Genomic DNA, 22,030 nt, shown 5'->3' with positions numbered 1-22,030 from the left:
GACCGGCCCGGCGGCGGGTCATCACGAACCCCCGATGCCCTCGTGACCGGCCCGGCGGGGGCGTCATCGCGGACCCCCGATCTCGTTGGTCGCGGTGTCCCTGGTGAGGGTGAACCAGCGGCGGCAGCCGGCCGCGTGGTTCCACCGTTCGTCGAACAGCCCCTTGGGGTTGTCGCGGAAGAACAGGTAGCGCGCCCATTCCTCGTCGGTGAGGGCGCCCGGGTCCCGGGGGTAGGCGACGTGCGCCTGCCCGCCGTACCGGAACTCGGCCTCGTCGCGCGGCCCGCACCACGGACAGGGGATCAACAGCATCGGCCGGACTCCTTCAGTGGGCCACGGCGGCGGCGCCGTGCTCGTCGACGAGCGCGCCCGTGGTGAATCGTTCGAGGGTGAAGGGCGCGTTGAGCGGGTGCGGCTCGTCGTTGGCGATCGTGTGCGCGTAGCACCAGCCGACGCCGGGGGTGGCCTTGAAACCGCCCGTGCCCCAGCCGCAGTTGACGTACAGGCCGTCGACCGGGGTGAGCCCGACGATCGGCGAGGCGTCCGGCGTGACGTCGACCACCCCGCCCCAGGTACGCAGGACGTGCGCGCGGGCGAAGATCGGGAACAGCTCCAGCGCCGCCGCCATCTGCCGCTCGATGATGTGGAAGGCCCCTCTCTGGCGGTAGGAGTTGTAGGTGTCGATGCCCGCTCCCATGACCAGCTCGCCCTTGTGCGCCTGGCTGACGTAGACGTGTACCGCGTTCGACATGACGACGGTCGGGTGGACGGGTTCGAGCAGCTCGGAGACCAGCGCCTGGAGCGGGTGGCTCTGCACCGGCAGCCGCAGACCGGCCATCCCCGCCACGACCGACGAGTGGCCGGCGGCCGACATCGCCACACGGCCGGCCGCGATGCGTCCGCGTGTGGTGTCGACGGCTCGTACGCGGCCGTCCACGACCTCGATTCCGGTGACCTCGCAGTGCTCGATGAAGTGGACGCCCATCGCGGAGGCGGCCCTGGCGTACCCCCAGGCGACGTAGTCGTGCTTGGCGATCCCGGCCCGGGGCTGGTAGGTCGCGCCGAGCACCGGGTACCGCGTGTCCTGCCCGATGTCGACGATCGGGCAGGCCTCCTTGACCCGCGCCGGATCGAGCCATTCGGCGTCGATACCGTTCAGCCGGTTGGCGTTCACGCGGCGCACGCCGTCACGCACGTCCTGGAGGCTGTGGGCGAGGTTCAGCACACCGCGCTGACTGAACAGGACGTCGTAGCCGAGGTCCTCCTCCAGCCCTTCCCAGAGCTTCAGCGCGTGCTCGTAGATGCCCGCGCTCTCGTCCCACAGGTAGTTCGACCGGATGATGGTCGTGTTGCGCGCCATGTTGCCGCCGGCCAGCCAGCCCTTCTCCAGCACGGCCACGTTGGTGATCCCGTGGTTCTTCGCCAGGTAGTAGGCGGTGGCGATGCCGTGCCCGCCGCCCCCGACGATCACGACGTCGTACGAGCTCCCGGGCTCGGGGCTGTCCCAGAGCCGGTCGCGGTCGCCCATGACCCTCTCCTCCCCTGTCATGCGCGCAGCCGTTTCATGGCCGGGTCGAACAGCGGCTCCTCGGCCACGACGGCGGCGACGCGCTCGCCGAAGTAGCCGATGTGGACCACCTGTCCAGGCGTCGACAGCCCTGCCGGCAGCCAGGCGTAGGCGATGCCCTTGCCGATCGTGTAACCGTACGCGGCACTGGTGACGTATCCGACGCAGGCGTCGCCGTCGTAGACGGGCTCCTTGCCCATCACCACGCTCGCGGGGTCGTCGATCGTGAGACAGGTCAGGCGGCGGTTCACCGACGCCCGGCGCTCCTCCAGCGCGGCCCTGCCGATGAAGTCGCCCTTGCCGGTCTTCACGGCGAAACCCAGCCCCGCCTCGTACGGGTCGTGCTCGTAGGTCATGTCGGTGCCGAAGGAGCGGTAGCCCTTCTCCAGACGCAGGCTGTTGAACGCGCCGCGCCCTCCCGCGACGACGCCGTGCGCCTGCCCGGCCTCCCACAGCGTGTCCCACAGCTTGAGGCCCAGGTCGGCGGTCGTGTAGAGCTCCCAGCCCAGCTCGCCGATGTACGACAGGCGCAGGGCCGTCACCGGCACAGAGCCGATGTACGCCCGCTTGGCGCGGAAGTAGCGGAACCCCTCGGCGGAGAAGTCGTCCTCGGTGAGCGGGGCGACCAGGTCACGGGCGCGCGGGCCCCAGACGCCGACGCAGCACGTGCCGGGCGTGATGTCCCTGATGGACACGTCAGGGGGCCGGTGCCGGTTCAGCCAGTCGAGGTCCAGGTTGCCGTTGGCCCCGACCTGGAACAGCTCGCGGCCCAGCCGGGCGATGGTGACGTCGCTGCGGATGCCGCCGTCCTCGTCCAGCAGCAGGCAGTACGTCACCGAACCGATGGACTTGCCCGCGTCGCCGGTGGAGACGCGGGAGAGGAACGCCGCCGCGCCCGGCCCGCTGACCTCCAGCCGCTTCAGCGCGGTCATGTCGTACAGGGCGACGCCCTCGCGCGACGCCTGCGCCTCCGCGCCGACGATGGGCGACCAGTAACGCGCCGCCCAGTCGCCGGGCACGGGGATGTCGCGGCCCTCGGCCAGCCCGGCGTTGGCTTCGTACCACTGGGGGCGCTCCCATCCGGAGGCCTCCAGGGGGAACGCGCCGAGCTCCTGCTGGCGCGGGTGGAAGGGGCTCACGCGCAGCGGGCGGAGGTTCTCCGGCGGCTGGAGCGGGTGGATGATGTCGTAGACCTCGACGAAGTTCTGGCAGTCGCGCGTCAGGACGTACTCCGGGGCGAGCTGGTGCGGCTCGAAACGGTTCACGTCGCACTCGTGCAGGTCGAACGACGAGCAGTGCCCGTCGACCAGCCACTCGGCCGTCGCCCTGGCCACGCCCGCCGAGTGGGTCACCCACACGGCCTCGGCCACCCAGAACCCCTTGACCTCCGGCGACTGCCCGATCAGGGGCATGTTGTCGGTGGTGAAGGAGAAGAGCCCGTTGATGCCCTCCTCGACCTTGGCGTCCTCGGTCGCGGGCAGCAGCGACCGGGTCTCGTTCCACGCGTCGGTGAAGTCGCCGGGGGTGAACGGGGTCACCGACGGCATCACCTCGGCTTCCTCCACCGAGACGATCGCCTCGGGCCTCACCGGCATGGGGCGGTGGCCGTAGTAGCCCACGGCCAGCCGGTCGTGCCGCTCCCTGTAGTACAGGTCGGCGTCCTGGTGCCGCAGGATCGGGCGCGTCGCCTCCTCGGTCTGCCCGCTCAGCGCGGGGACCGGGCCGGTCCAGGCGAGCTGGTGGGCGAGCGGGGTCAGCGGGAGCGCCATGCCGACCATGCCGGCGACCTTCGGCCCCCAGATGCCCGCGCAGCAGACGACGACGTCGGCGGGGATCTCGCCCTTGTCGGTGACCACGGCGGTGACCTGGTCGTCCTCGACGCGGATGTCCAGCACCTCGTGCCGGTCCAGGACGCGCACGCCCCGGTCACGCGCGAGCCGGAGCTGCGCCTCGACGGCACGTACGGCCTTGGCGATGCCGTCGGTGGGGACGTACAGGCCGCCGAGGACGCGGCCGGGGTCGAGGAGCGAATGGCGCTCCACGCATTCCTCGGTGGTGAGGAGGTGCGCCTCGACGCCCCACGCCGTCGCCCAGCCATGCCGCCTGCGCAGCTCGGCGAACCGCTCGGGCGTCGTGGCCACCTCAAGGCCGCCGACCCGCAGGAAGCATCCGAGCCGCATGAGCTTCTCGACGGTGTAGCGCGCCATCTCGGTCATGGTCTTGGACGGGTTCGTCTGGAAGACCAGGCCCGGCGCGTGCGTGGACGAACCGCCGGGCGTGGGGAGCTCGCCCTGGTCCACCACGGTGATGTCGTCCCAGCCTTTGGCCGAGAGCTCCTCGGCGAGCGCCGCGCCCACCACACCCGCTCCGATGACGACGACCCGGGGGCCCGCCATAGCCACCTCCGTTGCGCATGATGAACCGTGGTGCGCTTGCCGCAACAAGCGTGACCCGCCACGAAAGGGGTGTCAAGACCGGGACGCGAACGCCGCGCCCACCGGGGACGGTACGGGCGCGGCGTCAACGAAACGGCACAGAACGGACAGCGCAGACCGGACAGCGCAGACCGGCGCGACGGGAGAGGGTCAGCTTGTGGGGAGCCAGGCCTTCACCTTGCCGGGGTTGTCGGTGACCCACTTCTCGGCGGCGTCCTCGGGCGACATCTTGTCCTCGGAGATGTACTTCGCCACGAGGTTCTGGTCGTCGTTGGTCCAGGTGAAGTTCTTGACGAGCTGGTACGCCGGGCCGCCCGCATCCGCGAACCTCTTGCTCACTATCTTGTCCAGCTCGTACGGCGGGTAGTCGCAGGCGACCTTCGCGGCGTCGGCGTCGCACCCGTCGGTGTACCCGGGCAGGTCGACCTTGACCAGCTTGACCTCCGACAGGAACCACTGCGGCTCGTAGAAGTACCCGATCATCGGCTTCTTCTGGGCCTCCGCCTGCCGGAACCCGGTGATCAGCGCCGCCTCGCTGCCGGCGTAGACGACCTTGTAGTTCAGGTCGAGGTTCTTGACCAGGGCCGCGTCGTTGGTGACGAAGGAGGGATCGCCGTCGAGCAGTTGCCCCTTGCCGCCGGACTCGGAGGTCCTGAACAGGTCGGCGTACTTGTCGAGGTTCTTCCAGTCGGTGATGTCGGGGTACTTCTCGGCCATCCACGGCGGCACGTACCAGCCGATGACGCCCTTGTTCCCGGTCGGGCCGGCGTCGACCGCGACCTTCTGGTCCTCGATGTACTTCTTCTTCAGGTCGTCGTGGCCCCAGTTCTCCACGACCGCGTCGACCTCGCCGGTCGCGAAGCCCTGCCAGGCGACCTCCTCCTTGAGGTCCTTCTTCGTGACCTGGCAGCCGAGCTCCTTCTCGGCCACGTACGCGATCACCGCCGCGTTGGCCTCGTACCCGACCCAGGGGTTGATCGCGATGTTCACGGCTCCGCACGCCTTCGCCGCCGGCGCCGTCCCCGAGGCGGACGGGGTCTCTCCCACCTTCGCGCCACCGCACGCGGAGACGAGGAGGCCGGCGGCCGCCACGAGCACCACCGCCCGCGGCCGTGCGATCCTCGAAACTCTCACCACTTTCACCAGGGTCCTCCTGTGTCGAAAGCCGCCTGCGACGGCCGATGTCCGCCCGTGACGGGCCCTTCCGAACTTCCGCTAGTGCCTCCCGTGGGCGGCGGCGTCGGCGCGCCGGGCCGCGGCCTTGGTGATCGCGGCCAGCATGGTGCCGAGCACGACGATCGCGAGGCCCGCCGCCAGACCCTTGCCGCGCAACTGGAGCTGGGAGAATCCCGACACCACGTCGTAGCCGAGCGCCCCCGCGCCCACCAGGCCGCCCACCACCACCATGGCGAGCACGTAGCAGAGCCCCTGGCTCGCGGCGAGGGTGACGGCGCTGCGCGCCATCGGCACCTGCACCTTGGAGATGATCTGCCACGTGCTCGACCCCGCGGCCGTGGCGGCCTCCACCGCGCTCGCGGAGACGCCCCTGATCCCGTCGGCGACGAGTTTGGTCGCCACGGGCGCGGCGTAGAAGACGGCCGCGATGATCGCCGTGAACCGGGTGGCGCCGAACAGGCCGAGGATCGGTACGAGGTACACGAACGCGGGCATGGTCTGGCCGGCGTCCAGCACCGGGCGTATCACCCGGTCGGCGCGGTCGTCGCGTCCCATCCAGACCCCGGCCGCGATGCCCAGCGCCATCACCAGCACGGCGGCCACGAGCGTCGCGGCCAGCGTCACCATGCTGTCCTGCCACAGCCCGAGCGCCACCAGCAGGGCGAGGCACGCGGCGCACACCACCGCGACCCGTACGGTGGCGAGGACCAGCGCGGTCACGGTCACCACGAGCAGCACCAGCCACCACGGCGACCCGGCCAGCACCGCCTCGAACGGGTTGAGCAGGCCGTACGTCACGAGGTTCTTGAAGCCGTTGGTGTAGGGATACAGGTTGGCCTGCGCCCACTGGCTCGCCGCGTCGGCGGCCCTGCGGACGTACGAGCCGGCGTCCGCCTCGCCGGGGAACTCCGCGGCCCATACGTAGACGTGCGACAGGTAGACCAGCACGGCGGTGACGGCCGTCACCACGGCCACCTGGACGCGGCGCCAGAGCGGCCTGCGTGCCCGGCCCGCGCGGTGGGCGGCCTCGACGCGGCGGCCGGCCGCCGACGTCACCCGGTCGAGCACGATCGCCATGATCACGATGGCGAGGCCGGCGTTGAACGACGTGCCGACGTCCAGCGTCTCCAGCGCCTTGAGCACGGTCTTGCCGAGTCCCGGCGCGTCGATCAGCGCGGCGATCGTGGCCATGGAGAGCGCGGCCATGATGGTCTGGTTGACGCCGACGACGATGGTCCGCTTGGCCAGCGGGAGCCGCACCTTGCCGAGGAGCTGCCACGGGGTCGACCCCAGCGACGTGCCCGCCTCCACGGTGGTCGCGGGCACCTCTCTGATCGCGTGCGCGGTGATGCGGATCGCGGGCGGGATCGCGTAGATCATCGTCGCCACGGTGGCGCTGGCCGGTCCGATGAGGAAGAACAGCGTGAGCGGCGCGAGGTACACGAACGTCGGCATCGTCTGCATGAAGTCGAGCACCGGATTGACGAACCGGTTGAACCGGTCGTTCAGCCCCGCCCAGACCCCCAGCGGGATCCCGATGGCGAGCGAAAGCACGACGGCGGCCAGCGTGAGCGCCAGGGTGTCCATGCTCTCCTCCCACAGGCCGAGCAGCCCGAAGGAGACGAAGCCGGCCACGGTCAGCAGCGCGACCCTGAGGTTCCCGTACAGCCACGCGACCGCCGTGGCGACGCCGACGACGCCGAGCCACCCGGCCACCGGCACCGGGCGGCCGAAGGACGGCCGGCTGATCAGCGCCTGGATGAACCTCACGAACTCGTTGATGAAGAGCCTGATGTAGTTGACGAAGTACAGGAAGAACGGGTTCTCGTTCCGGCTGTCGTCGATGGCGTTCGCGGCCCGGCTGATCCGTTCGTGCAGGGGGGTCAGCTCGGCGCCACCGAGCGGCAGGGTGGCCTGCCCCCGGAAGAACGCCCACAGCAGGATCCAGGCGGCGAGGATCCCCACCAGCAGGTACGGGCGTGACCACACCGGCCTGCGCGCCGTCGCCGTCGCCGTCACCTGGCGTACACCCCTTGACGTGCTCGGGGGCCGTCCACGGGTGCGCTCACCCCGCGACGTCCTCGCGGGCTCTCGACGGGCGCGCTCACTCGGCGATCACCTCAAGGATCTCGGCGCTTCCGACGACGCCGAGCAGTTTTCCGGCCGACACCACCCGCACCGGGCGGTCGGCGCGCAGGATGGTGTGGACGGCGTCCCTGATGACGACGCCGGGACCCAGCTCCGGGCCGTCCAGCGCCTCACCGTCGCCGGGCGGCCTCATGATCCACTTGAGGGTCAGCACGTGCGAGCGGGACACCTCGCTCACGAAGTCCCGCACGTAGTCGTCGGCGGGGGCGCCCACCACCTCGTCGGGCGTCCCGGTCTGGACGATCTCGCCGTCGCGCATGACCAGGATGCGGTCACCGAGCTTGAGCGCCTCGCTCAGGTCGTGCGTGATGAAGATCATCGTCTTGCCGACCTCGCGGTGCAGGCGGATGACCTCGTTCTGCATGTCGCGGCGGATCAGCGGGTCGAGGGCCGAGAACGGCTCGTCGAAGAACAGCACCTCGGGGTCGACCGCCAGGGCGCGGGCGAGGCCCACCCGCTGCCGCATGCCGCCCGAGAGCTGGTCGGGATAGGAGTCGCCGTATCCGGCCAGCCCGACGAGGTCGAGCATCTCGCTCGCCCGCCGGTGGCGGGGGCCCTTCTTCATGCCCTGGATCTCAAGGCCATAGGAGATGTTGTCCAGCACGCGCCGGTGCGGCAGCAGGCCGAAGTGCTGGAAGACCATCGCGAACCGGTGCCGGCGCAGTTCGCGCAGCTCCTTGTCCCCGGCCTTGCGGATGTCGGCGCCGTCCAGCAGCACCTCACCGGCGCTGGGCTCGACCAGCCGGGTCAGGCAGCGGACGAGCGTCGACTTACCCGAGCCCGACAATCCCATGACGACGAAGACCTCGCCGCGCCGTACGGCGAAGGAGGCGTCGCGCACCGCCGCCACGCAGCCCGTGCGCTCCTTCAGCTCGGCACGGGAGAGCTCCGCGAGCGGCGTGCCCGCCACCCGGCCGGCCCGGGGGCCGAAGACCTTCCACAGGCCGCGCACATCGAGGATCACCGGCTCCTGGTCCATGGAGGGCTGCGAGAGTTCGGCCGGCGACGTCGCGGTCATGGTCACCTCGCGGTTCGAGGGGGGTGGAGGCCGGTCACGCCCTCCAGCTGCCACCGCGACAGAGATCTGCCACGGACCTCTCATTTGCCTTCTGGTTGCGTATCACGCACCGGAATGCTCAACGAGGAACAGAATCAACCCTGGCGTCAGCCCCGTCAAGGCTTGCCGCGTTTCCCTTGGTGGCCGAAACCCGCACGGCCGTACCACCCCAGACGTGAAGAGATCTCGGTGGCGGCGGCCACCACCTGGGCGGCGACGGACGGGAGCCGCTCGGCGGGCAGCCGGAACGTGGGCCCAGAGGCGCTGAGCGAGGCGACGACCGCCCCGTCGGCTCCGAACACCGGGGCGGCGACGGCGGTCAGGCCGAGCTCCAGCTCGTCGACGGCCGTCGCGAAGCCGCGTTCGCGCACCGCGTCGAGCTCCTCGCGCAGGTGGGCGACGTCGGTGAGGGTGCGCTCGGTGAACCGCGGGAGCGCCACGGCCGTGACCTCCTCGAACCGCCCATCGGGGGCGTGGGCGAGCAGCACCTTGCCGTTGGAGGTGGCGTGCAGCGCGATGCGCCGGCCCGTCCAGTTGTGCGCCTGCAACGCCGACGTGCCGGTCATCTGGTCGAGGTAGAGCGCCTCGTCGCGGTCGAGGATGGCGATGTTGACGGTCTCGCCCACCTCCGCCGCGAGCCGGGTGCCGACCGGGCGCCCCTCCCGCACGACGTCGAGCCGCGCGGTGGTCGCGCCCGCGAGCCGCAGGACGCCGACGCCGAGCCGGTAGCGCCCGCGCTCGTCGTTCTGGTGGACCAGGTCGTGGTTCTCCAGGGTGGCGAGGAGCCGGAAGGCCGTGGAACGGTGCACGCCGAGCTCGGCCGCGAGCTCGCTGACACCGAGCTCCCCGTGGCGGGCCAGCAGCTTCAGAACCGACAGCGCGCGGTCGACGGACTGCACGCCGGCGCTGTCGCGTTCGTCGTTGCCCATGGCACAACCCTATTCAGCAGGCGCATCGGCCCGGCCGGGATGGCGGTAGAACTCGACGTGCTCCGGCGGCAGCGGGGTGGTGCCGAGGATCAGGTCGGCGGACTTCTCGGCCACCATCATCACGGGGGCGTAGATGTTGCCGTTGGTGACGTACGGCATGACCGAGGCGTCCACCACGCGCAACCCCGCGAGGCCGTGCACCCGCATGGTCCGCGGGTCCACCACGGCGTCCTCCCCCACGCCCATGCGTGCCGTACACGAGGGGTGCAGGGCGGTCTCGCCGTCCCGTGCCACCCAGTCGAGGATCTCCTGGTCGGTCTGGACCGAGGGGCCTGGCGACAGCTCGCCCGCGTTGAAGTCGTCCATGGCGCGCTGGTTGAGGATGTCACGCGCGACGCGGACCGCCTCCACCCACTCGCGCCGGTCCTGGTCGGTCGACAGGTAGTTGAAGCGCAGCGCGGGGCGCACCCGGGGGTCGGTGCTCCGGATCTTCACAGAGCCGCGCGCGTCGGAGTACATGGGGCCGATGTGGACCTGGTAGCCGTGCCCGCCCGCCGGGGCCGAGCCGTCGTACCGCACGGCGAGGGGCAGGAAGTGGAACATCAGGTTCGGGTAGGCGACGTCCTCGTTGCTCCGCGTGAAGCCGCCCGCCTCGAAGTGGTTGGTGGCCCCGGGGCCGCTGCGCAGGAACAGCCACCGCGCCCCGACCCACGGGCGGTTGCGCCACTTCATCGCGGGCTGCATCGACACCGGCCGCCTGCATCCGTACTGGACGTAGACCTCCAGGTGGTCCTGCAGGTTCCTCCCCACCCCCGGCAGGTCGTGGACGGGCTCCACGCCGGCGGCCTTCAGTTCGGCGGCGTCGCCCACCCCGGAGAGCTGGAGCAGTTGCGGCGAGTTGATCGCCCCACCGCAGAGGATCACCTCGCCGGCCCGTACGGTCCTGCCGTCGTACTCCACGCCGACGGCGCGCTTCCCCTCGAAGAGGATCTTCGTGACGAAGGCCCGCGTCCTGATCTCCAGGTTGGGGCGCCGCTTGACCGGGTGCAGGTACGCGCGGGCGGCGGACAGGCGGCGACCCCGGCGGATGTTCCGGTCGAAGGCCGCGAAGCCCTCCTGGCGGAAGCCGTTCACGTCGTCGGTGAGGGGGTATCCCGCCTGCCGCACGGCCTCGAAGAAGGCGTCGAACAGCGGGCCGGACGCGGGACCGCGTTCGAGCACGAGGGGCCCGTCATGCCCGCGGAAGGCGGTGCCCGGGTCGGCAGTGGCGTTCTCCATGCGCTTGAAGTACGGCAGGCAGTGCGCGTAGTCCCAGGTCTCCATGCCCGGGTCGGCGCCCCAGCGCTCGTAGTCGAGCGGGTTGCCCCGCTGGAAGATCATGCCGTTGATGCTGCTCGACCCGCCCAGCACCTTGCCGCGCGCGTGGTAGATGCGGCGGCCGTTCATGTGCGGCTCGGGCTCCGACTCGTACTTCCAGTCGTAGAACCGGCTGCCGATGGGGAACATCAGCGCGGCGGGCATGTGGATGAAGACATCCCAGGAGAAGTCCGAGCGGCCGGCCTCCAGGACCAGCACCCGGACGGAGGGATCCGCGGACAGCCGGTTCGCCAGGGCGCATCCGGCCGACCCACCACCGACGATGACGAAGTCGTACATTCCTGCCTCGCCTCGCTCACGCGTAGCTTGAACTTCGCTTGTAGCGATTGACGCACAACAGTGCATTATGCGCAACCATCCCGAACCAGCCGCCCAAATGGACGTCACCCTGCCGTCCCGCCTACAGTCCCCAGCTATGGGCAACGATTCCTCGGCCGGCGTGCAGTCGGTCGACCGGGCCATCAGCGTGCTGGAGATCCTCTCCCAGCGCGGCGAGGCCGGTGTCAGCGAGATCGCGGCGGAGATCGGCGTCCACAAGTCGACGGCCTTCCGGCTCCTCGGCGCCCTTGAGGCCAGGAGCCTCGTCGAGCAGGCCGAGGACCGCGGGAAGTACCGGCTCAGCTTCGGCGTCATCCGCCTCGCCGGCGGGGTCGCGTCCCGCCTCGACCTCACCCAGCAGGGCCGTCCGGTCTGCCGGCGCCTGGCCGAGGAGATCGGCGAGACCGTCAACATCGCCGTCGTGCGCGCCCACTACGCCGTCAACCTCGACCAGGTGCGCGGCCCGTCGGCGGTCACGGCGTACAACTGGGTCGGGCAGCTCACCCCGCTCCACGCCACCTCCAGCGGCAAGGTCCTGCTGGCCCACCTGGACGAGCGGCACCGCGACCACCTGCTGTCCGCGGCCGGACTTCAGCGCTTCACCCCGGCGACCGTGACCTCGGTCGCCAAGCTGGCGCCGCAGCTCGACGAGGCCAGGGCAAGGGGCTACGCCGTGACCCTGGAGGAGTACGAGGTCGGGCTGAACGCCATGGCCGCCGCCATCCGGTCGTACGACGGGGAGGTGGTGGCGGCCGTCAGCGCGTCCGGGCCCGCCTACCGCTTCAGCGAGAAGCGGATGCACGAGCTCGCGCCCGTCCTGATCGACGGCGCCGCCGACATCAGCCACCGCCTGGGGTTCTCCGGCTGAGGGCCGGGCGTTCAGCGGCCAAGGCCGAGCTTCCCCGCGACCCAGTCGTGGAAGTCCGCGATGTGGTGCTCGCTCGGCACGAGCACGCCGCCGTTCGCGTACGCGCGGGAGCTCATCGCCGGCTGGCAGCGCTCGCACGCGTCGAAGTCCTGCACGTTGACCTTGTGGAAGAGCTCGACGGACGGGCCGAGGTCCTTCCCACCGTCCACGACCTCGGGGAGGAACAGCCAGTCGCACTCCACGACCGTACGGTCGGCCGAGAGCGGGAACATGCGGTGCACGATCGCGTGGTCGGGCACGAGGTTGACGAAGACCTGCGGCTTGATGGTGATCGCGTAGTAGCGGCGGTCCTGCTCGTCGCTCACGCCCGGGATGCGGTCGACCCCCGGCGAGCCGTCGACCGTGAACCCCTCGATGCCCGAGCCGAAGGTGGCGCCGTGGCCCACGAAGTACTGCGCCGCGTACCCGTCGGCGAACTCGGGCAGCACCTCGGTGAGCTCGGGGTGGATCGTCGCGCAGTGGTAGCACTCCATGAAGTTCTCGACGATCAGCTTCCAGTTCGCCCTGACGTCGTAGACGATCCTGCGGCCGACCTTGAGGTTCTCGATGCCGTAGTTCTCGATCGAGGCCAGGTCGCCGAGCCGGGTCACGACGGCCCCGAGCACGTCCTCCTCGAACGAGGGGGGCTCGTCGGCCAGGCACACCCAGACGTACCCGATCCACTCGCGCACGTGCACGTTGACCAGGCCGTACTCGACCCGGTCGATGTCGGGCATCTTGGTGAGGTTCGGCGCGGCGATCAGCTTGCCTTCGAGGTCGTACGTCCACGCGTGGTACGCGCACTGGAAGGCCCGCCGGACCTCGCCGGACTCCTCCGTGCAGATGCGGGCGCCCCGGTGCCGGCAGACGTTGAGGAACGCGCGGATCGAGCCGTCCCTCGCGCGGCTGACGATGAGGTTCTCGCGGCCGACCTGGACGGTGCGGAACGCGCCGGGCCTGCCGAGGTCGTCCGCCCTGGCCACGCAGAACCACATCGACTCGAAGATGCGCTGCTGTTCGAGGGCGAAGACGTTCTCGTCGGCGTACAGGCCGCCGGCGAGCGTGGCGAGCAGGCTCGACGTGCTCACGAGTCACTCCTCGGCCGCCCCGCCGTCACGCCCGGCGGGAGGTTGGGGGGCGCGTCGGACGGCACCACGTAGATCATCCCGCCCTCGACCACGACTCCGTGGGTGCGCACGGCGAGCTTGGCGGGCGGGCTGTCCACCTGACCGGTCCGCAGGTCGAACCGGCTGGAGTGGAGCGGGCACTCGATCTCGCAGCCTTCCAGCCACCCGTTGGAGAGCGAGGCGTCCTGGTGCGTGCAGGTGTCGTCGACGGCGTAGATCTCGCCGTCGCCGGTATGGAACACCGCCACGGGCGGATCGATGTCGAGCCGATGGGCCTCGCCCCGCGGCAGCGCCGCGAGGGGACACGCTGGGATCACGCGGATACCCCTCAGTTGTGAATTGCGGAACGGGACTCGCTATGCGCAACAGATTGCGTCCCAGGTGAGCCGCCTGTCAATACACCGCCGGGGGCGGGCAGCGTGGGAGGGGTCTTCCTCCGAAGCCAGCTTCCTGTTACCCGAGCGGCCTCGCGCGCACGCCGGGATTTCTTCCCGGCGACGAGTCGCCATCCGGAAGGATGTCCGCCATGCGGCTTGAGTTGCACCTCTGGGGATATGTCGTCTTAGCCACAGTTTTATGCCTGCCTGTCGCTGTCCTCGCGGCTCATCTGCTGGCCCGGTGGCGCGCCCGCCGGGGCCGTCCGCACCCCGCGCGCACCGCATACGCGGACGTCTTCACCGTCGCCGGCACCCTTCCCTGGCTGTGGATGATCCTCACGCCCGGCACCGCCTCGGGGGTCAGTCTCGTGCCCCTGCGCGATCTCGCCGAACTGGCGGACGGTCCGTTCGGATCGGCGTTCGCGCAGGTGGGAGGGAATCTCCTGGTCTTCGCCGCGCTGGGCGCGCTGCTGCCGATCCGCTCGCCGCGCTTCGCCCGCCTGTGGCGCGTCGCCCTCCTCGCCGGGGCGCTGTCGGTCACGGTGGAGGCGCTCCAGTACAGCCTGCGGCTCGGCCGCGTGTCGTCGGTGGACGACGTCCTCCTCAACGCTGCGGGAGCCGTGCTCGCGGCCCTCGCGACCCGGCCATGGCACGCCAGGCCGATCACGGTTGGGACCGGTCCACAGTAACGGCACCGGAAAGACCCGAAGATCACCACACGGGCACGATTCGCGCAAAAGAAGCACGGGACCAACCTGCGTATCTGTGCGATCGTGGACAAGGCGGGGCAAGTTCTCTGGAGACGCGGACCGGCTTTGGTGACTGAGGGTGATAAAGCGTGATGGAATCCCCGGTACCTCACGAACCCCCGATCTATCGCCGGATCGCCGATCGCCTGCGCCAGGCGATCGTCAACGGCGAGTTCCGCGATGGGGACCGGCTGCCGGGCGAGAACGCCCTCATGTCCGAGTACGGCATAGCCCGTGCCACGGCGAGACAGGCGCTCGCCGTCCTCATCAACGAAGGCGTGGCCGTGCCGAGGCGCGGCTCGGGGGTCTACGTACGGCAGTTCCGGCCGATCAGGCGGCACGGGTCCCGGCGTCTCTCGCGCGAGCAGTGGGGAGCGGGCAGGGCCATCTGGGACTCCGACACGACCGGCCGCCCGTACACGGTCGACGACCTCACGATCACCCGCGAGGCGGCGGCCGACGACGCGGCACGGGTGCTCGGCTGCGACGAGGTCTGGGTACGGCGGCGGCGCTACTCCGTGGACGGACGGGCGGTGCAGCTCGCGGCATCCCACTTTCCGGCCGAACTCGTCGCCGGATCGTCGATCACGGCACAGGACACCGGCCCTGGCGGCGTCTACGCGCGACTGCGCGACCTCGGGCACGCACCCGCGCACTTCACCGAGGAGGTGCGCGCGAGGATGCCCACGCCGGAGGAGGCCGCCAAGCTGGGCCTGCCCGCCGGGACCCCGGTGATCGAGGTGTGCAGGTCGGCGTACGCCACCGGAGGCATGGCGGTCGAGCTGAACAAGATGATCATGGATGCGGCGTCGTATGTACTTCAGTACGACTTCGACGCCTGAGTCAAGACCCGGCGTCGGGCGTTAGGTTGACCTGTCCACCCCGAACATTGATTTCTCTAGAGATGTCCCTCAACGTGAGGGGGAACGGTACAAACCTGGCCCTCACCGCGGGAAGGGTGGACGGGATGTCGTTTGACCGGCACCTCGCCGAAATCGCCCGGGAGTTCCCCGAGTGGACTATCTGGAGGAGCGACGCCGGGCGGTGGTGGGCCACCCGGCACCACCCGCTCACCGAGGAGGAACGTGACGCGGGGTGTGCCATGACGATCGACGCCGATGATCCGGAGGGCCTGCGCGAGAGGCTGCTGGAGCAGCAGGAGTGCATGCCCTCAATCGATCGCGAGACCTGATCGCGGGCGACGCCCGCGACGGGAGAGCGCGGAAACCTCCGACCCGATCGGGGGCGGAGGTTTCCGCCAGGCGCCACGGCCCGGGCGCGCGGAACGCCGCCCGCTACTGCCGGTGGGCGGGAAGCCCGTCACCGCCGGACTGGTCGGGAACCCGGCTCAGGTGGACGTCGGTCTCCTCGAAGAAATTACGGACGCGCCCCTTGCCCGGCCCCTCGTGGTCGTTGCCGTGACGCGGGTCGACGTCGCCACGCCCGCCGACGTCGACCGTCTCGTTGGGGTCGCGCAGGTCATGGGCGTCCCGAAGGACGTGCACGCGCCCGCCTTCCTCGTCGTCGTCCTTGTGGACGTCGTTGGCGGCGTGCGCGTCGTTCGCGTCGCGGGCGTCGCCCAGGTCACCGGAGTAGCCGCCGTCGCGTGAGTAGGCGCCGCCGGGCCCGTGGACCTCGCCGGCGTGGTCGGCGCCGGGCACGTGCGGCACGTCGGCGGGACCGAACGCCGCGCCGTCGTGGCCGGGACGGTCGTCGCCGTCCGCGTCGAGCACGACCCGTACGGACTCCAGCTCCTCGGCGGCCGGGCCGTCGTCATGGATCGGATCGTCGCGGCGCAGGTCGTCGACGGAGCCCAGGACAGGCCGGGGCGGCAGCACGGCGGACTCGTCGACCAGCGCGCCCGCGGTGCCCTCACGGTGGAGCAGGTCGGTCAGCACGGAGCCCATCTCGTTGAGCCGGCGCATGACCTCGGTGTGGGTGTCGGTGAGGAACGTCACCCGGCGGCCGGTGTGCTCGTCGAGCGCGTCGGCGCGCGCACCCGCGGCGGCCAGCGTGTCGGCGGCCTCGGCCCGCGCCGCCTTCACGGTCGCCTCGGCGTCGGCCTTGGCGGACGCGAGGGTCGCCTCGGCCTGGTTGTTCGCCTCGGACACCAGCCGCTCGGCCTCGTGACGCGCGGCGGTGAGCGACCGGTCGGCCTCGGCGCGAGCCGTGCGCAGGGTCTCCTCGGACTCGGCGCGCGCGGAGCCGAGCGTCTCCTCGGCGTCCGCGCCCGCCTGCGCCAGCAGGCGCTCGGCGGCGTCCGTCGCCTCCTCCACGCGGCGCTCCGCCTCGGCCTGGGCGGCCGTGAGGATGCGCTCGGACTCGGCCGAGGCGTCATCGCGCATCTTGGTCGCCTCGGTGTCGGCGGTCTCGCGCTTGGAGATCGCCTCCTCCTCGGCGAGCTTGAGTATCTGGCTCAGCCGCTGGCCGAGCTCGTCGTAGTCCTGAGGGGCCTCGGCCAGGCGGCGGCGGGCCTCTCCGAGCTCGATGCGGCCCTGCTCGGCCTGATCGATGGCCCGCGCCAGCCGTTCTTCGAGATCACGGATCTGGTTGCGCGTCCGGACCATGTGATCGTGGACCTGCCGGCGGCTGTATCCACGCATCACCACCTCGAAGCCGAGGTCCTCGTGCATCATGTCGGGAAAGCTGTCGTGCTGGTTCGTCATGGCTGAGCCCTGGGGGTCGTGAATCGAGTGGGGGTCGTGCATTGGTAACGACACGTCAGGACACGACTTTCCTGCCATCTGTCCGAGTCCGCAACCCGAACGCCTGACCTCTTCCGGTCGAATGAGTGCCTACCGGTCGCAAGGCCGAGAAACCGGCCGGGGGCCTCATGAGATCATCGATCTCATGAGCGAGCCGACTTTCACGGGCCCGGCGGTGCCTCTGGCCTCGCCGTACATCGCGGCACTCGACACCGGTGTGCCGTCCATCCATCCCGAAGCCTACGTCGCCCCCACCGCCGTCGTGGTGGGCCGGGTACGGCTCGCGCGGGCCGCGAACGTCTGGTATGGCGCGGTGCTGCGCGGCGAGGACGAGGCGATCGAGGTGGGTGAGGAGTGCAACATCCAGGATCTGTGCTGCCTGCACGCCGACCCCGGCCTGCCCGCCGTGCTGGAGAGCCGGGTGAGCCTCGGCCACCGCGCCGTGGTGCACGGCGCGCATGTCGAGAGCGGCGCGCTGGTGGGCATCGGCGCCGTCGTGCTGAACGGCGCGAGGATCGGGGCGGGCTCGCTGGTCGCGGCCGGGTGCGTGGTGACGCCCGGCAAGAAGATCCCCAGCGGGGTGCTGGTCGCCGGGGTCCCCGGCACGGTCGTCCGCGAGCTGACGGACCGCGACCGGGCCACGTTCGCCCGCACGCCGGACACCTACGTGGAGAAGGCCGCCCGCCACCGCGCCGCCCGCCCGCTGCCCCCCGGGCCCGGCGCCTGAACGGGCGGGGGTCTGTGACATGCCCCCAGTAGCATGGCCGCCGTGCAGTGGGACCCTTTCGACGCGATCGAGCGGGATGTCCGCGTCATGATCGCGGACCCGCGCTGGGCCGACGTCCCCGCACACACCCAGGCGCAGGCGATGGCGGCCCGCCTGCTGCTCACCCCCGACGGCGGCTGCTGGCTGTTCGGCCGCCACGCCCGCTGGTACCGCCACGACCCGGCCGACGGGCAGTGGCACCTGTCCGCGCCTCCCGCCGGCCCCCGCGCACGCGCCTCGGCGCGCCCCCCGCATCCGGCTCCGCTCATCCCCGAGCACCTGCTGCCCACGGCCGCCGACCTCGCCTTCGACCGGGGGTCCACCCAGGCCTTCGTCGGCCCTGACGTGCCACACCAGGTCACCCAGCGGCTACGGGCACTGCTCGACGCCGGCCGGGGGATGAAGCCGGACGCCTCGTACGTCGTCGGGCCGCTTCGCTCGATGTTCTACGCCGACGTCCCGGCGACGGTGGCCACGATGTGGGGCACCATCATGTGGTGCGCGTACGCCCCGGCGTTCGACGGCAACGAGGTGCTGCTTTCGATGTTCGGGGAGTTCCTCGCGCGACCGCTGCCGGGGGACGACTGGGTGCGGTGGCTGCCTCCGATGCCGTTGGAAGCCCTGGTCGCGCTCTACGCCGAGCGGCTGGGCGCCGGGGCCCAGGGAGCCGCGATGCGCCTCTCCGGGCTGGTGGCCGACACGGCCCGCGTCCTGCTCGCCGATCCCCGGTTCGGTCCCCGCGCCGCCGCCCTGCTCGCGATGGTGGAGCCCCTGCGGGCCCAGCCCTATCTGGACCACCCGTCCTGGGACGTGGCGGCCATCCGGCGGGCCTGGCTCGCGCGCTGCCCGGCGCACCTTGAGGGCGCGATCGTCGCCGAGACCTCGCCGGGTGAGCATTTCCGGCACACGTTGTACGACATGGCGCACGCGCTGTCGTTCGTGAGCGCCCACGGCGCCGACCCCCGGGCGGTGGCGGCGTCGCTGCTGGCCGCCGACGTCAAGCATGTGGCGCCGGGGGTCGCCACCCAGCTGTACCCATGGCTGGACTCCGAACTGCGGCAGACGTACTACGTGACGCTCTCCGAGCCCCGTCACCCTCTGCGTGGCTGCTGGCCCCGGGAGGGCGAGCCTCCGGCGGCCCTGCGGCCGCCGGGCAGGGGAGCGGCGGCGGCTCTGCTGGGGGCCGGGTACGCGACCGGGCTCGCCTGGTGCCGGCTGACCGGTACGGCGCCTCCCCCGCGCGGCTTCCCCACATCCGCGGCGATGGTCAGCTGCCTGATCCACGAGCGCGATGATCCGCTTCCTGGAGTCCCAGGAACCTCATCGGAATGGATACGCCACACGTGACCGGGGTGCCATGATCTAAACGCTTTATCAGGCTATTCCATACTTACCCCGCGTATATCATTCCCCGTCCAGCCATATGGGGATTTGGCTGAATTGTGATCTCGGATCCGGGAAATGGTTCCACGAGGACTCGGGTCGCCCTGACGAATGGTCCCGATGGGCCATGTCCTCGAAAGCGACCCGGTCGTAACCTCGGAGTGGGTGTGGGCTGCGGAAGGAAGGACGACGCGGTGGGGCACGACTACCTGGACTCACGGGTCCATGACCGTGTCGCGTTGGACGAGATCGCGCTCTACGCGGAGGTGCTCAGCGCCGTCGCTGTCAGCGAGCGAGAGCTGACCTTGGATGAGCTCGACAACGCGCTTGGATTGCGGACTCCGGTGAGTCGCTGAAGATGCTCGCGGAACTGGTCCCGGACTCCCTCAAGGGTTCGGGACGGTTTTGCGAAAGGACCCGTGACCACTCTGCCGGACTAGTCCGGCCGGGCCGGGAAACCCCCGAAAACCGCTACGACCGCACTAGCCTCGCGATGGCCGCGGAGGCCTCTTTGACCTTCTCCTCGGCCTCGGGTCCACCGGCGTTGATCGCATCCGTCACGCAGTGACCGATATGGTCCTCCAGGAGCCCCAGTGCCACGGCCTGCAAGGCGCGCGTTGCGGCCGACACCTGGGTGAGGATGTCGATGCAGTAGGAATCCTCCTCGACCATGCGTTGGAGCCCGCGGACCTGGCCCTCGATCCGCCGGAGCCTGGTGAGATATGCCTGCTTGTCTCCGCTGTACCCATGCATAATGGCCAGAATACCTCTTCGGGGTATCGCCCACGGGACGCCGTACGTCAGGGCCGGAGGCTTCCCACCAGCGCCTCCCACCGGGTCGCGACGGCCGGGGCCGCGTGACCCGCGGCCGACTCCAGCGCTCCGGCGGCCAGCACCATGCGGCGGCGCTCGTCGTCGATCAGGGCCAGCATCGCCGAGGCGTACGCCTGGATCTCCTCCTCACCCTGCGGCACCAGCACGCTGTCGTGGCCGGACGTCACGAACTCTCCGGGCCCGCGCGTGCCCTCGAACCCGACCACGGGGACGCCGCACCCGAGCGCCTCGATCACCGTCATGCCGGGCGTCTCGGCGTGCGAGGTGACGGCCACGATCGACGCCTTGGCGAACTCCCCCTGCAGGTCGGGGGTGGTGCCCATGAAGTAGACGTTGTTGTGGAGGTCGAGCCGGCCGACCAGTGCCCGGAGCCGCTTCTCCTCTGGACCGCCCCCGTACAGGCGGAGCCGCCAGTCAGGCCGCTTGTCGGTCACGATCGCGAAGGCCTCGATGAGCCGGTCGAACGCCTTGCCTGGCAGCCATCTGCCGCCCGCCGAGACGACGCGGTTGTCCATGCGCGAGCGCGGCCAGGGCGCTTGGGGAAGGGCGTCGGGGATGACGTGGATCGCCGGCCCGTCCGTGCCGTCGAGGATCCGGGAGAACTCCTCCTTGGCCGTCCCAGTGGAGGTGACTACCGCGTCCAGCTTGGGATAGAACCTGCGGATCGGCCCGGGGACGGCCGGGCGGCTCCACTCGCGCGCGACGCGCACCGTCTCGCGTGGAACGTGCCGGGCCGCCTGCACGCTGAGACCCGGCCGCGTGGTCACCAGCAGGTCGCAGCGCAGGCCGCGAAGGGTCCGCCAGAGCGCCACCTCCATGCGCATCTGCCCCCGCGGCAGGAGGTGGCGGACGCCCGGACGGGCGTCGATGAGCCATCGCAGCGAGATCCGCGGGTCGACCGGGAAGAAGGGGGTCTCCCGGACCCTCCTGACGCTGACGATCTCCACCTCGTGCCGGGAAGCCAGCTCGGTGGCGAGGTTGAGCACGGCCCGGGTGTCGCCGCGCATGCCGTACGCCGAGGGGACCAGGAAGCAGATCTTCATCAGCCCACCTCAAGACGGAGCTCGTCGTCCGCGGTGTAGCAGGGGCGGACCGGCACGCCGTCCACCTTGGTGTCGGGGTAGTGCACACGGCGGCGCTTGCCGTCGACGTCGTCGATGCGCCCTCCCAGAGGCAGCGGCGCGTCGATGCCGTCCACCTCCAGCGACGGCTCCCACAGCCCCTCGTACTCGGGCGTGGCCGCGATGACGTCGCAGAGGGACAGCGCGGCGTGGAACCGCACCCCCTTCACGGTCGCGGCGGCCGTGACCGCCGTCTCAGGTCCGGCCGTACGGCGCAGGGCGAGGCGGGCGGTGTGGTGCGCGTCGTCGTCGTCGAACCCGGTGTAGGCCAGCAACCCGGTGACCTCGAAACGGCCCTCGCGGAACCACACCGCGCGGACGTCGGCCACCGGATCGGCCTGGGCGATCTTGACGGCCAGGAAGCCGTTGAGCGTGCGATAGGCGCGGTAGGACAGGGTGCGCCTGCTAAGCGCGTAGGCGTCCAGCCGGTCGAGGGAGAAGCCCGGATCGACGGACTGGATGCGGGTGCGGGTGCGCTCCTCAGCGGGCGGCTCCTGCTGCAGGTAGGCGTCCCAGCGGCCGGGGCTGAGCCCGAGCGGCGCCAGTGACACCGCGACGGAGGCCTCGCGCACCTCCGCTCCCGAGGTGCCGAGCACGATCTTGGTTTCGACCCCCGTGCCCCGCTGCCGGAGGATGAGCTGCGTGCCGTCGGCCAGGGGCTCCTCGATGGCAAGGCGAAGCGAGAGGACGTCGGCCATGGTGACCTCGGCATCGGTTACGACAACGCGCACCGGCGCTCCCTCCCCGTCGATCGAGCCCCGCGACGTTGAGGTTACCGTGACTTTCCCGATATGTGGAGAAAGGTTTTCGGCCCCCGTCTTTCGCCCGTTGGGCGTGGCTTCCCAGCCGCCCGCAGGCGGAGACGTCCGTCCGTTCCCGCGCGGGGACGGGCGCGCCGATGATCTTCGTACGGCCACCGGCACGCCCGCCGCTGTGGGCCTGTCAGGCCTTCACGGGCTGGCCCTTGACCGAGGTGATGAGGAGCTGGGCCACGTCCACGACCTCCAGCGACTCCTTGGCCTGGCCGCTGTTCTTCTTCTCGTTGATCGCGTCT

At 70.7% G+C, this 22,030-nt stretch carries 21 protein-coding genes; 7 read left to right on the top strand and 14 right to left on the bottom strand.

Going from position 1 to position 22,030, the window contains the following annotated elements:
* Positions 1–63 precede the first annotated feature (63 nt).
* From AB0B89_RS15925 to betA, 8 genes are all read right to left on the bottom strand, one after another.
* Positions 64–312, bottom strand: a complete 249-nt coding sequence (locus AB0B89_RS15925; protein WP_358552868.1) for a sarcosine oxidase subunit delta — start codon at positions 310–312, stop codon at positions 64–66.
* Between the two features lie 13 nt (positions 313–325).
* Positions 326–1,528: a sarcosine oxidase subunit beta family protein gene (locus AB0B89_RS15920; protein ID WP_358552866.1), complete on the bottom strand. Its 1,203-nt coding sequence runs from the start codon at positions 1,526–1,528 to the stop codon at positions 326–328.
* A gap of 17 nt (positions 1,529–1,545) precedes the next feature.
* Positions 1,546–3,963, bottom strand: a complete 2,418-nt coding sequence (locus AB0B89_RS15915) for an FAD-dependent oxidoreductase (protein ID WP_358552864.1) — start codon at positions 3,961–3,963, stop codon at positions 1,546–1,548.
* A 189-nt stretch (positions 3,964–4,152) separates the two neighbouring features.
* Positions 4,153–5,145, bottom strand: coding sequence for an ABC transporter substrate-binding protein (locus AB0B89_RS15910; RefSeq protein WP_358552862.1), 993 nt, complete (start codon positions 5,143–5,145; stop codon positions 4,153–4,155).
* Positions 5,146–5,217: 72 nt separating this feature from the next.
* Positions 5,218–7,197: an ABC transporter permease subunit gene (locus AB0B89_RS15905; RefSeq protein WP_358552860.1), complete on the bottom strand. Its 1,980-nt coding sequence runs from the start codon at positions 7,195–7,197 to the stop codon at positions 5,218–5,220.
* Between the two features lie 85 nt (positions 7,198–7,282).
* Entirely contained in the window at positions 7,283–8,305 is a 1,023-nt protein-coding gene (locus tag AB0B89_RS15900) for a glycine betaine/L-proline ABC transporter ATP-binding protein (protein WP_358552894.1), read from the bottom strand.
* 194 nt (positions 8,306–8,499) lie between these two features.
* The gene (locus tag AB0B89_RS15895) at positions 8,500–9,312 is read right to left on the bottom strand and encodes an IclR family transcriptional regulator (protein ID WP_358552858.1); all 813 of its coding nucleotides are present in this window, start codon (positions 9,310–9,312) and stop codon (positions 8,500–8,502) included.
* Between the two features lie 9 nt (positions 9,313–9,321).
* A complete protein-coding gene (gene betA, locus AB0B89_RS15890; RefSeq protein ID WP_358552856.1) occupies positions 9,322–10,968 on the bottom strand; it encodes a choline dehydrogenase in 1,647 nt (548 codons plus the stop codon).
* 136 nt (positions 10,969–11,104) lie between these two features.
* On the opposite strand from betA, the gene AB0B89_RS15885 reads away from it, so the two are divergent.
* Complete coding sequence (locus tag AB0B89_RS15885; protein ID WP_358552854.1) at positions 11,105–11,875, top strand: IclR family transcriptional regulator; 771 nt, start codon at positions 11,105–11,107, stop codon at positions 11,873–11,875.
* 11 nt (positions 11,876–11,886) lie between these two features.
* Here AB0B89_RS15885 and AB0B89_RS15880 read toward each other — a convergent pair whose 3' ends face one another.
* Together AB0B89_RS15880 and AB0B89_RS15875 are read right to left on the bottom strand one after the other, a co-directional pair.
* Positions 11,887–13,002, bottom strand: coding sequence for an aromatic ring-hydroxylating dioxygenase subunit alpha (locus tag AB0B89_RS15880; protein ID WP_358552852.1), 1,116 nt, complete (start codon positions 13,000–13,002; stop codon positions 11,887–11,889).
* Positions 12,999–13,358 carry a bifunctional 3-phenylpropionate/cinnamic acid dioxygenase ferredoxin subunit gene (locus AB0B89_RS15875; RefSeq protein WP_358552850.1) on the bottom strand — a complete coding sequence of 120 codons (360 nt, stop codon included), beginning with the start codon at positions 13,356–13,358 and terminating at the stop codon, positions 12,999–13,001. The genes AB0B89_RS15880 and AB0B89_RS15875 overlap by 4 nt, the downstream gene beginning before the upstream one ends.
* 209 nt (positions 13,359–13,567) lie before the next feature.
* On the opposite strand from AB0B89_RS15875, the gene AB0B89_RS15870 reads away from it, so the two are divergent.
* From AB0B89_RS15870 to AB0B89_RS15860, 3 genes are all read left to right on the top strand, one after another.
* Positions 13,568–14,107, top strand: coding sequence for a VanZ family protein (locus AB0B89_RS15870; RefSeq protein WP_358552848.1), 540 nt, complete (start codon positions 13,568–13,570; stop codon positions 14,105–14,107).
* 152 nt (positions 14,108–14,259) lie between these two features.
* Positions 14,260–15,009 (top strand): GntR family transcriptional regulator, encoded by a 750-nt coding sequence (locus AB0B89_RS15865; RefSeq protein ID WP_358552846.1) that lies wholly within the window; start codon positions 14,260–14,262, stop codon positions 15,007–15,009.
* 125 nt (positions 15,010–15,134) lie between these two features.
* Positions 15,135–15,359 carry a hypothetical protein gene (locus AB0B89_RS15860; protein WP_358552844.1) on the top strand — a complete coding sequence of 75 codons (225 nt, stop codon included), beginning with the start codon at positions 15,135–15,137 and terminating at the stop codon, positions 15,357–15,359.
* Positions 15,360–15,462: 103 nt separating this feature from the next.
* Here the strand turns inward: AB0B89_RS15860 and AB0B89_RS15855 are convergent, their stop codons facing one another.
* Positions 15,463–16,833: a hypothetical protein gene (locus AB0B89_RS15855; RefSeq protein WP_358552842.1), complete on the bottom strand. Its 1,371-nt coding sequence runs from the start codon at positions 16,831–16,833 to the stop codon at positions 15,463–15,465.
* Between the two features lie 184 nt (positions 16,834–17,017).
* On the opposite strand from AB0B89_RS15855, the gene AB0B89_RS15850 reads away from it, so the two are divergent.
* The 3 genes from AB0B89_RS15850 to AB0B89_RS15840 all read left to right on the top strand — a co-directional run bounded on the left by AB0B89_RS15850 (position 17,018) and on the right by AB0B89_RS15840 (position 19,377).
* Positions 17,018–17,599 (top strand): gamma carbonic anhydrase family protein, encoded by a 582-nt coding sequence (locus tag AB0B89_RS15850; protein WP_358552840.1) that lies wholly within the window; start codon positions 17,018–17,020, stop codon positions 17,597–17,599.
* Positions 17,600–17,632: 33 nt separating this feature from the next.
* A complete protein-coding gene (locus tag AB0B89_RS15845) occupies positions 17,633–18,985 on the top strand; it encodes a hypothetical protein (protein ID WP_358552838.1) in 1,353 nt (450 codons plus the stop codon).
* Positions 18,986–19,188: 203 nt separating this feature from the next.
* Positions 19,189–19,377 (top strand): hypothetical protein, encoded by a 189-nt coding sequence (locus AB0B89_RS15840; protein WP_358552896.1) that lies wholly within the window; start codon positions 19,189–19,191, stop codon positions 19,375–19,377.
* Between the two features lie 115 nt (positions 19,378–19,492).
* Here the strand turns inward: AB0B89_RS15840 and AB0B89_RS15835 are convergent, their stop codons facing one another.
* From AB0B89_RS15835 to AB0B89_RS15825, 3 genes are read right to left on the bottom strand one after another with little or no spacing between them, the layout of a single operon-like run.
* Positions 19,493–19,774, bottom strand: a complete 282-nt coding sequence (locus tag AB0B89_RS15835; RefSeq protein ID WP_358552836.1) for a metal-sensitive transcriptional regulator — start codon at positions 19,772–19,774, stop codon at positions 19,493–19,495.
* 47 nt (positions 19,775–19,821) lie between these two features.
* Positions 19,822–20,898, bottom strand: coding sequence for a glycosyltransferase (locus AB0B89_RS15830; protein WP_358552834.1), 1,077 nt, complete (start codon positions 20,896–20,898; stop codon positions 19,822–19,824).
* Positions 20,898–21,707, bottom strand: a complete 810-nt coding sequence (locus AB0B89_RS15825; protein ID WP_358552832.1) for a hypothetical protein — start codon at positions 21,705–21,707, stop codon at positions 20,898–20,900. Before AB0B89_RS15825 ends, AB0B89_RS15830 begins: the two co-directional genes overlap by 1 nt.
* Positions 21,708–22,030 lie beyond the last annotated feature (323 nt).

This window comes from Sphaerisporangium sp. NPDC049002, from assembly GCF_040649355.1.
In the GTDB taxonomy this organism is placed as follows: domain Bacteria; phylum Actinomycetota; class Actinomycetes; order Streptosporangiales; family Streptosporangiaceae; genus Sphaerisporangium.
This window is presented reverse-complemented; position numbering and strand designations above follow the sequence as displayed.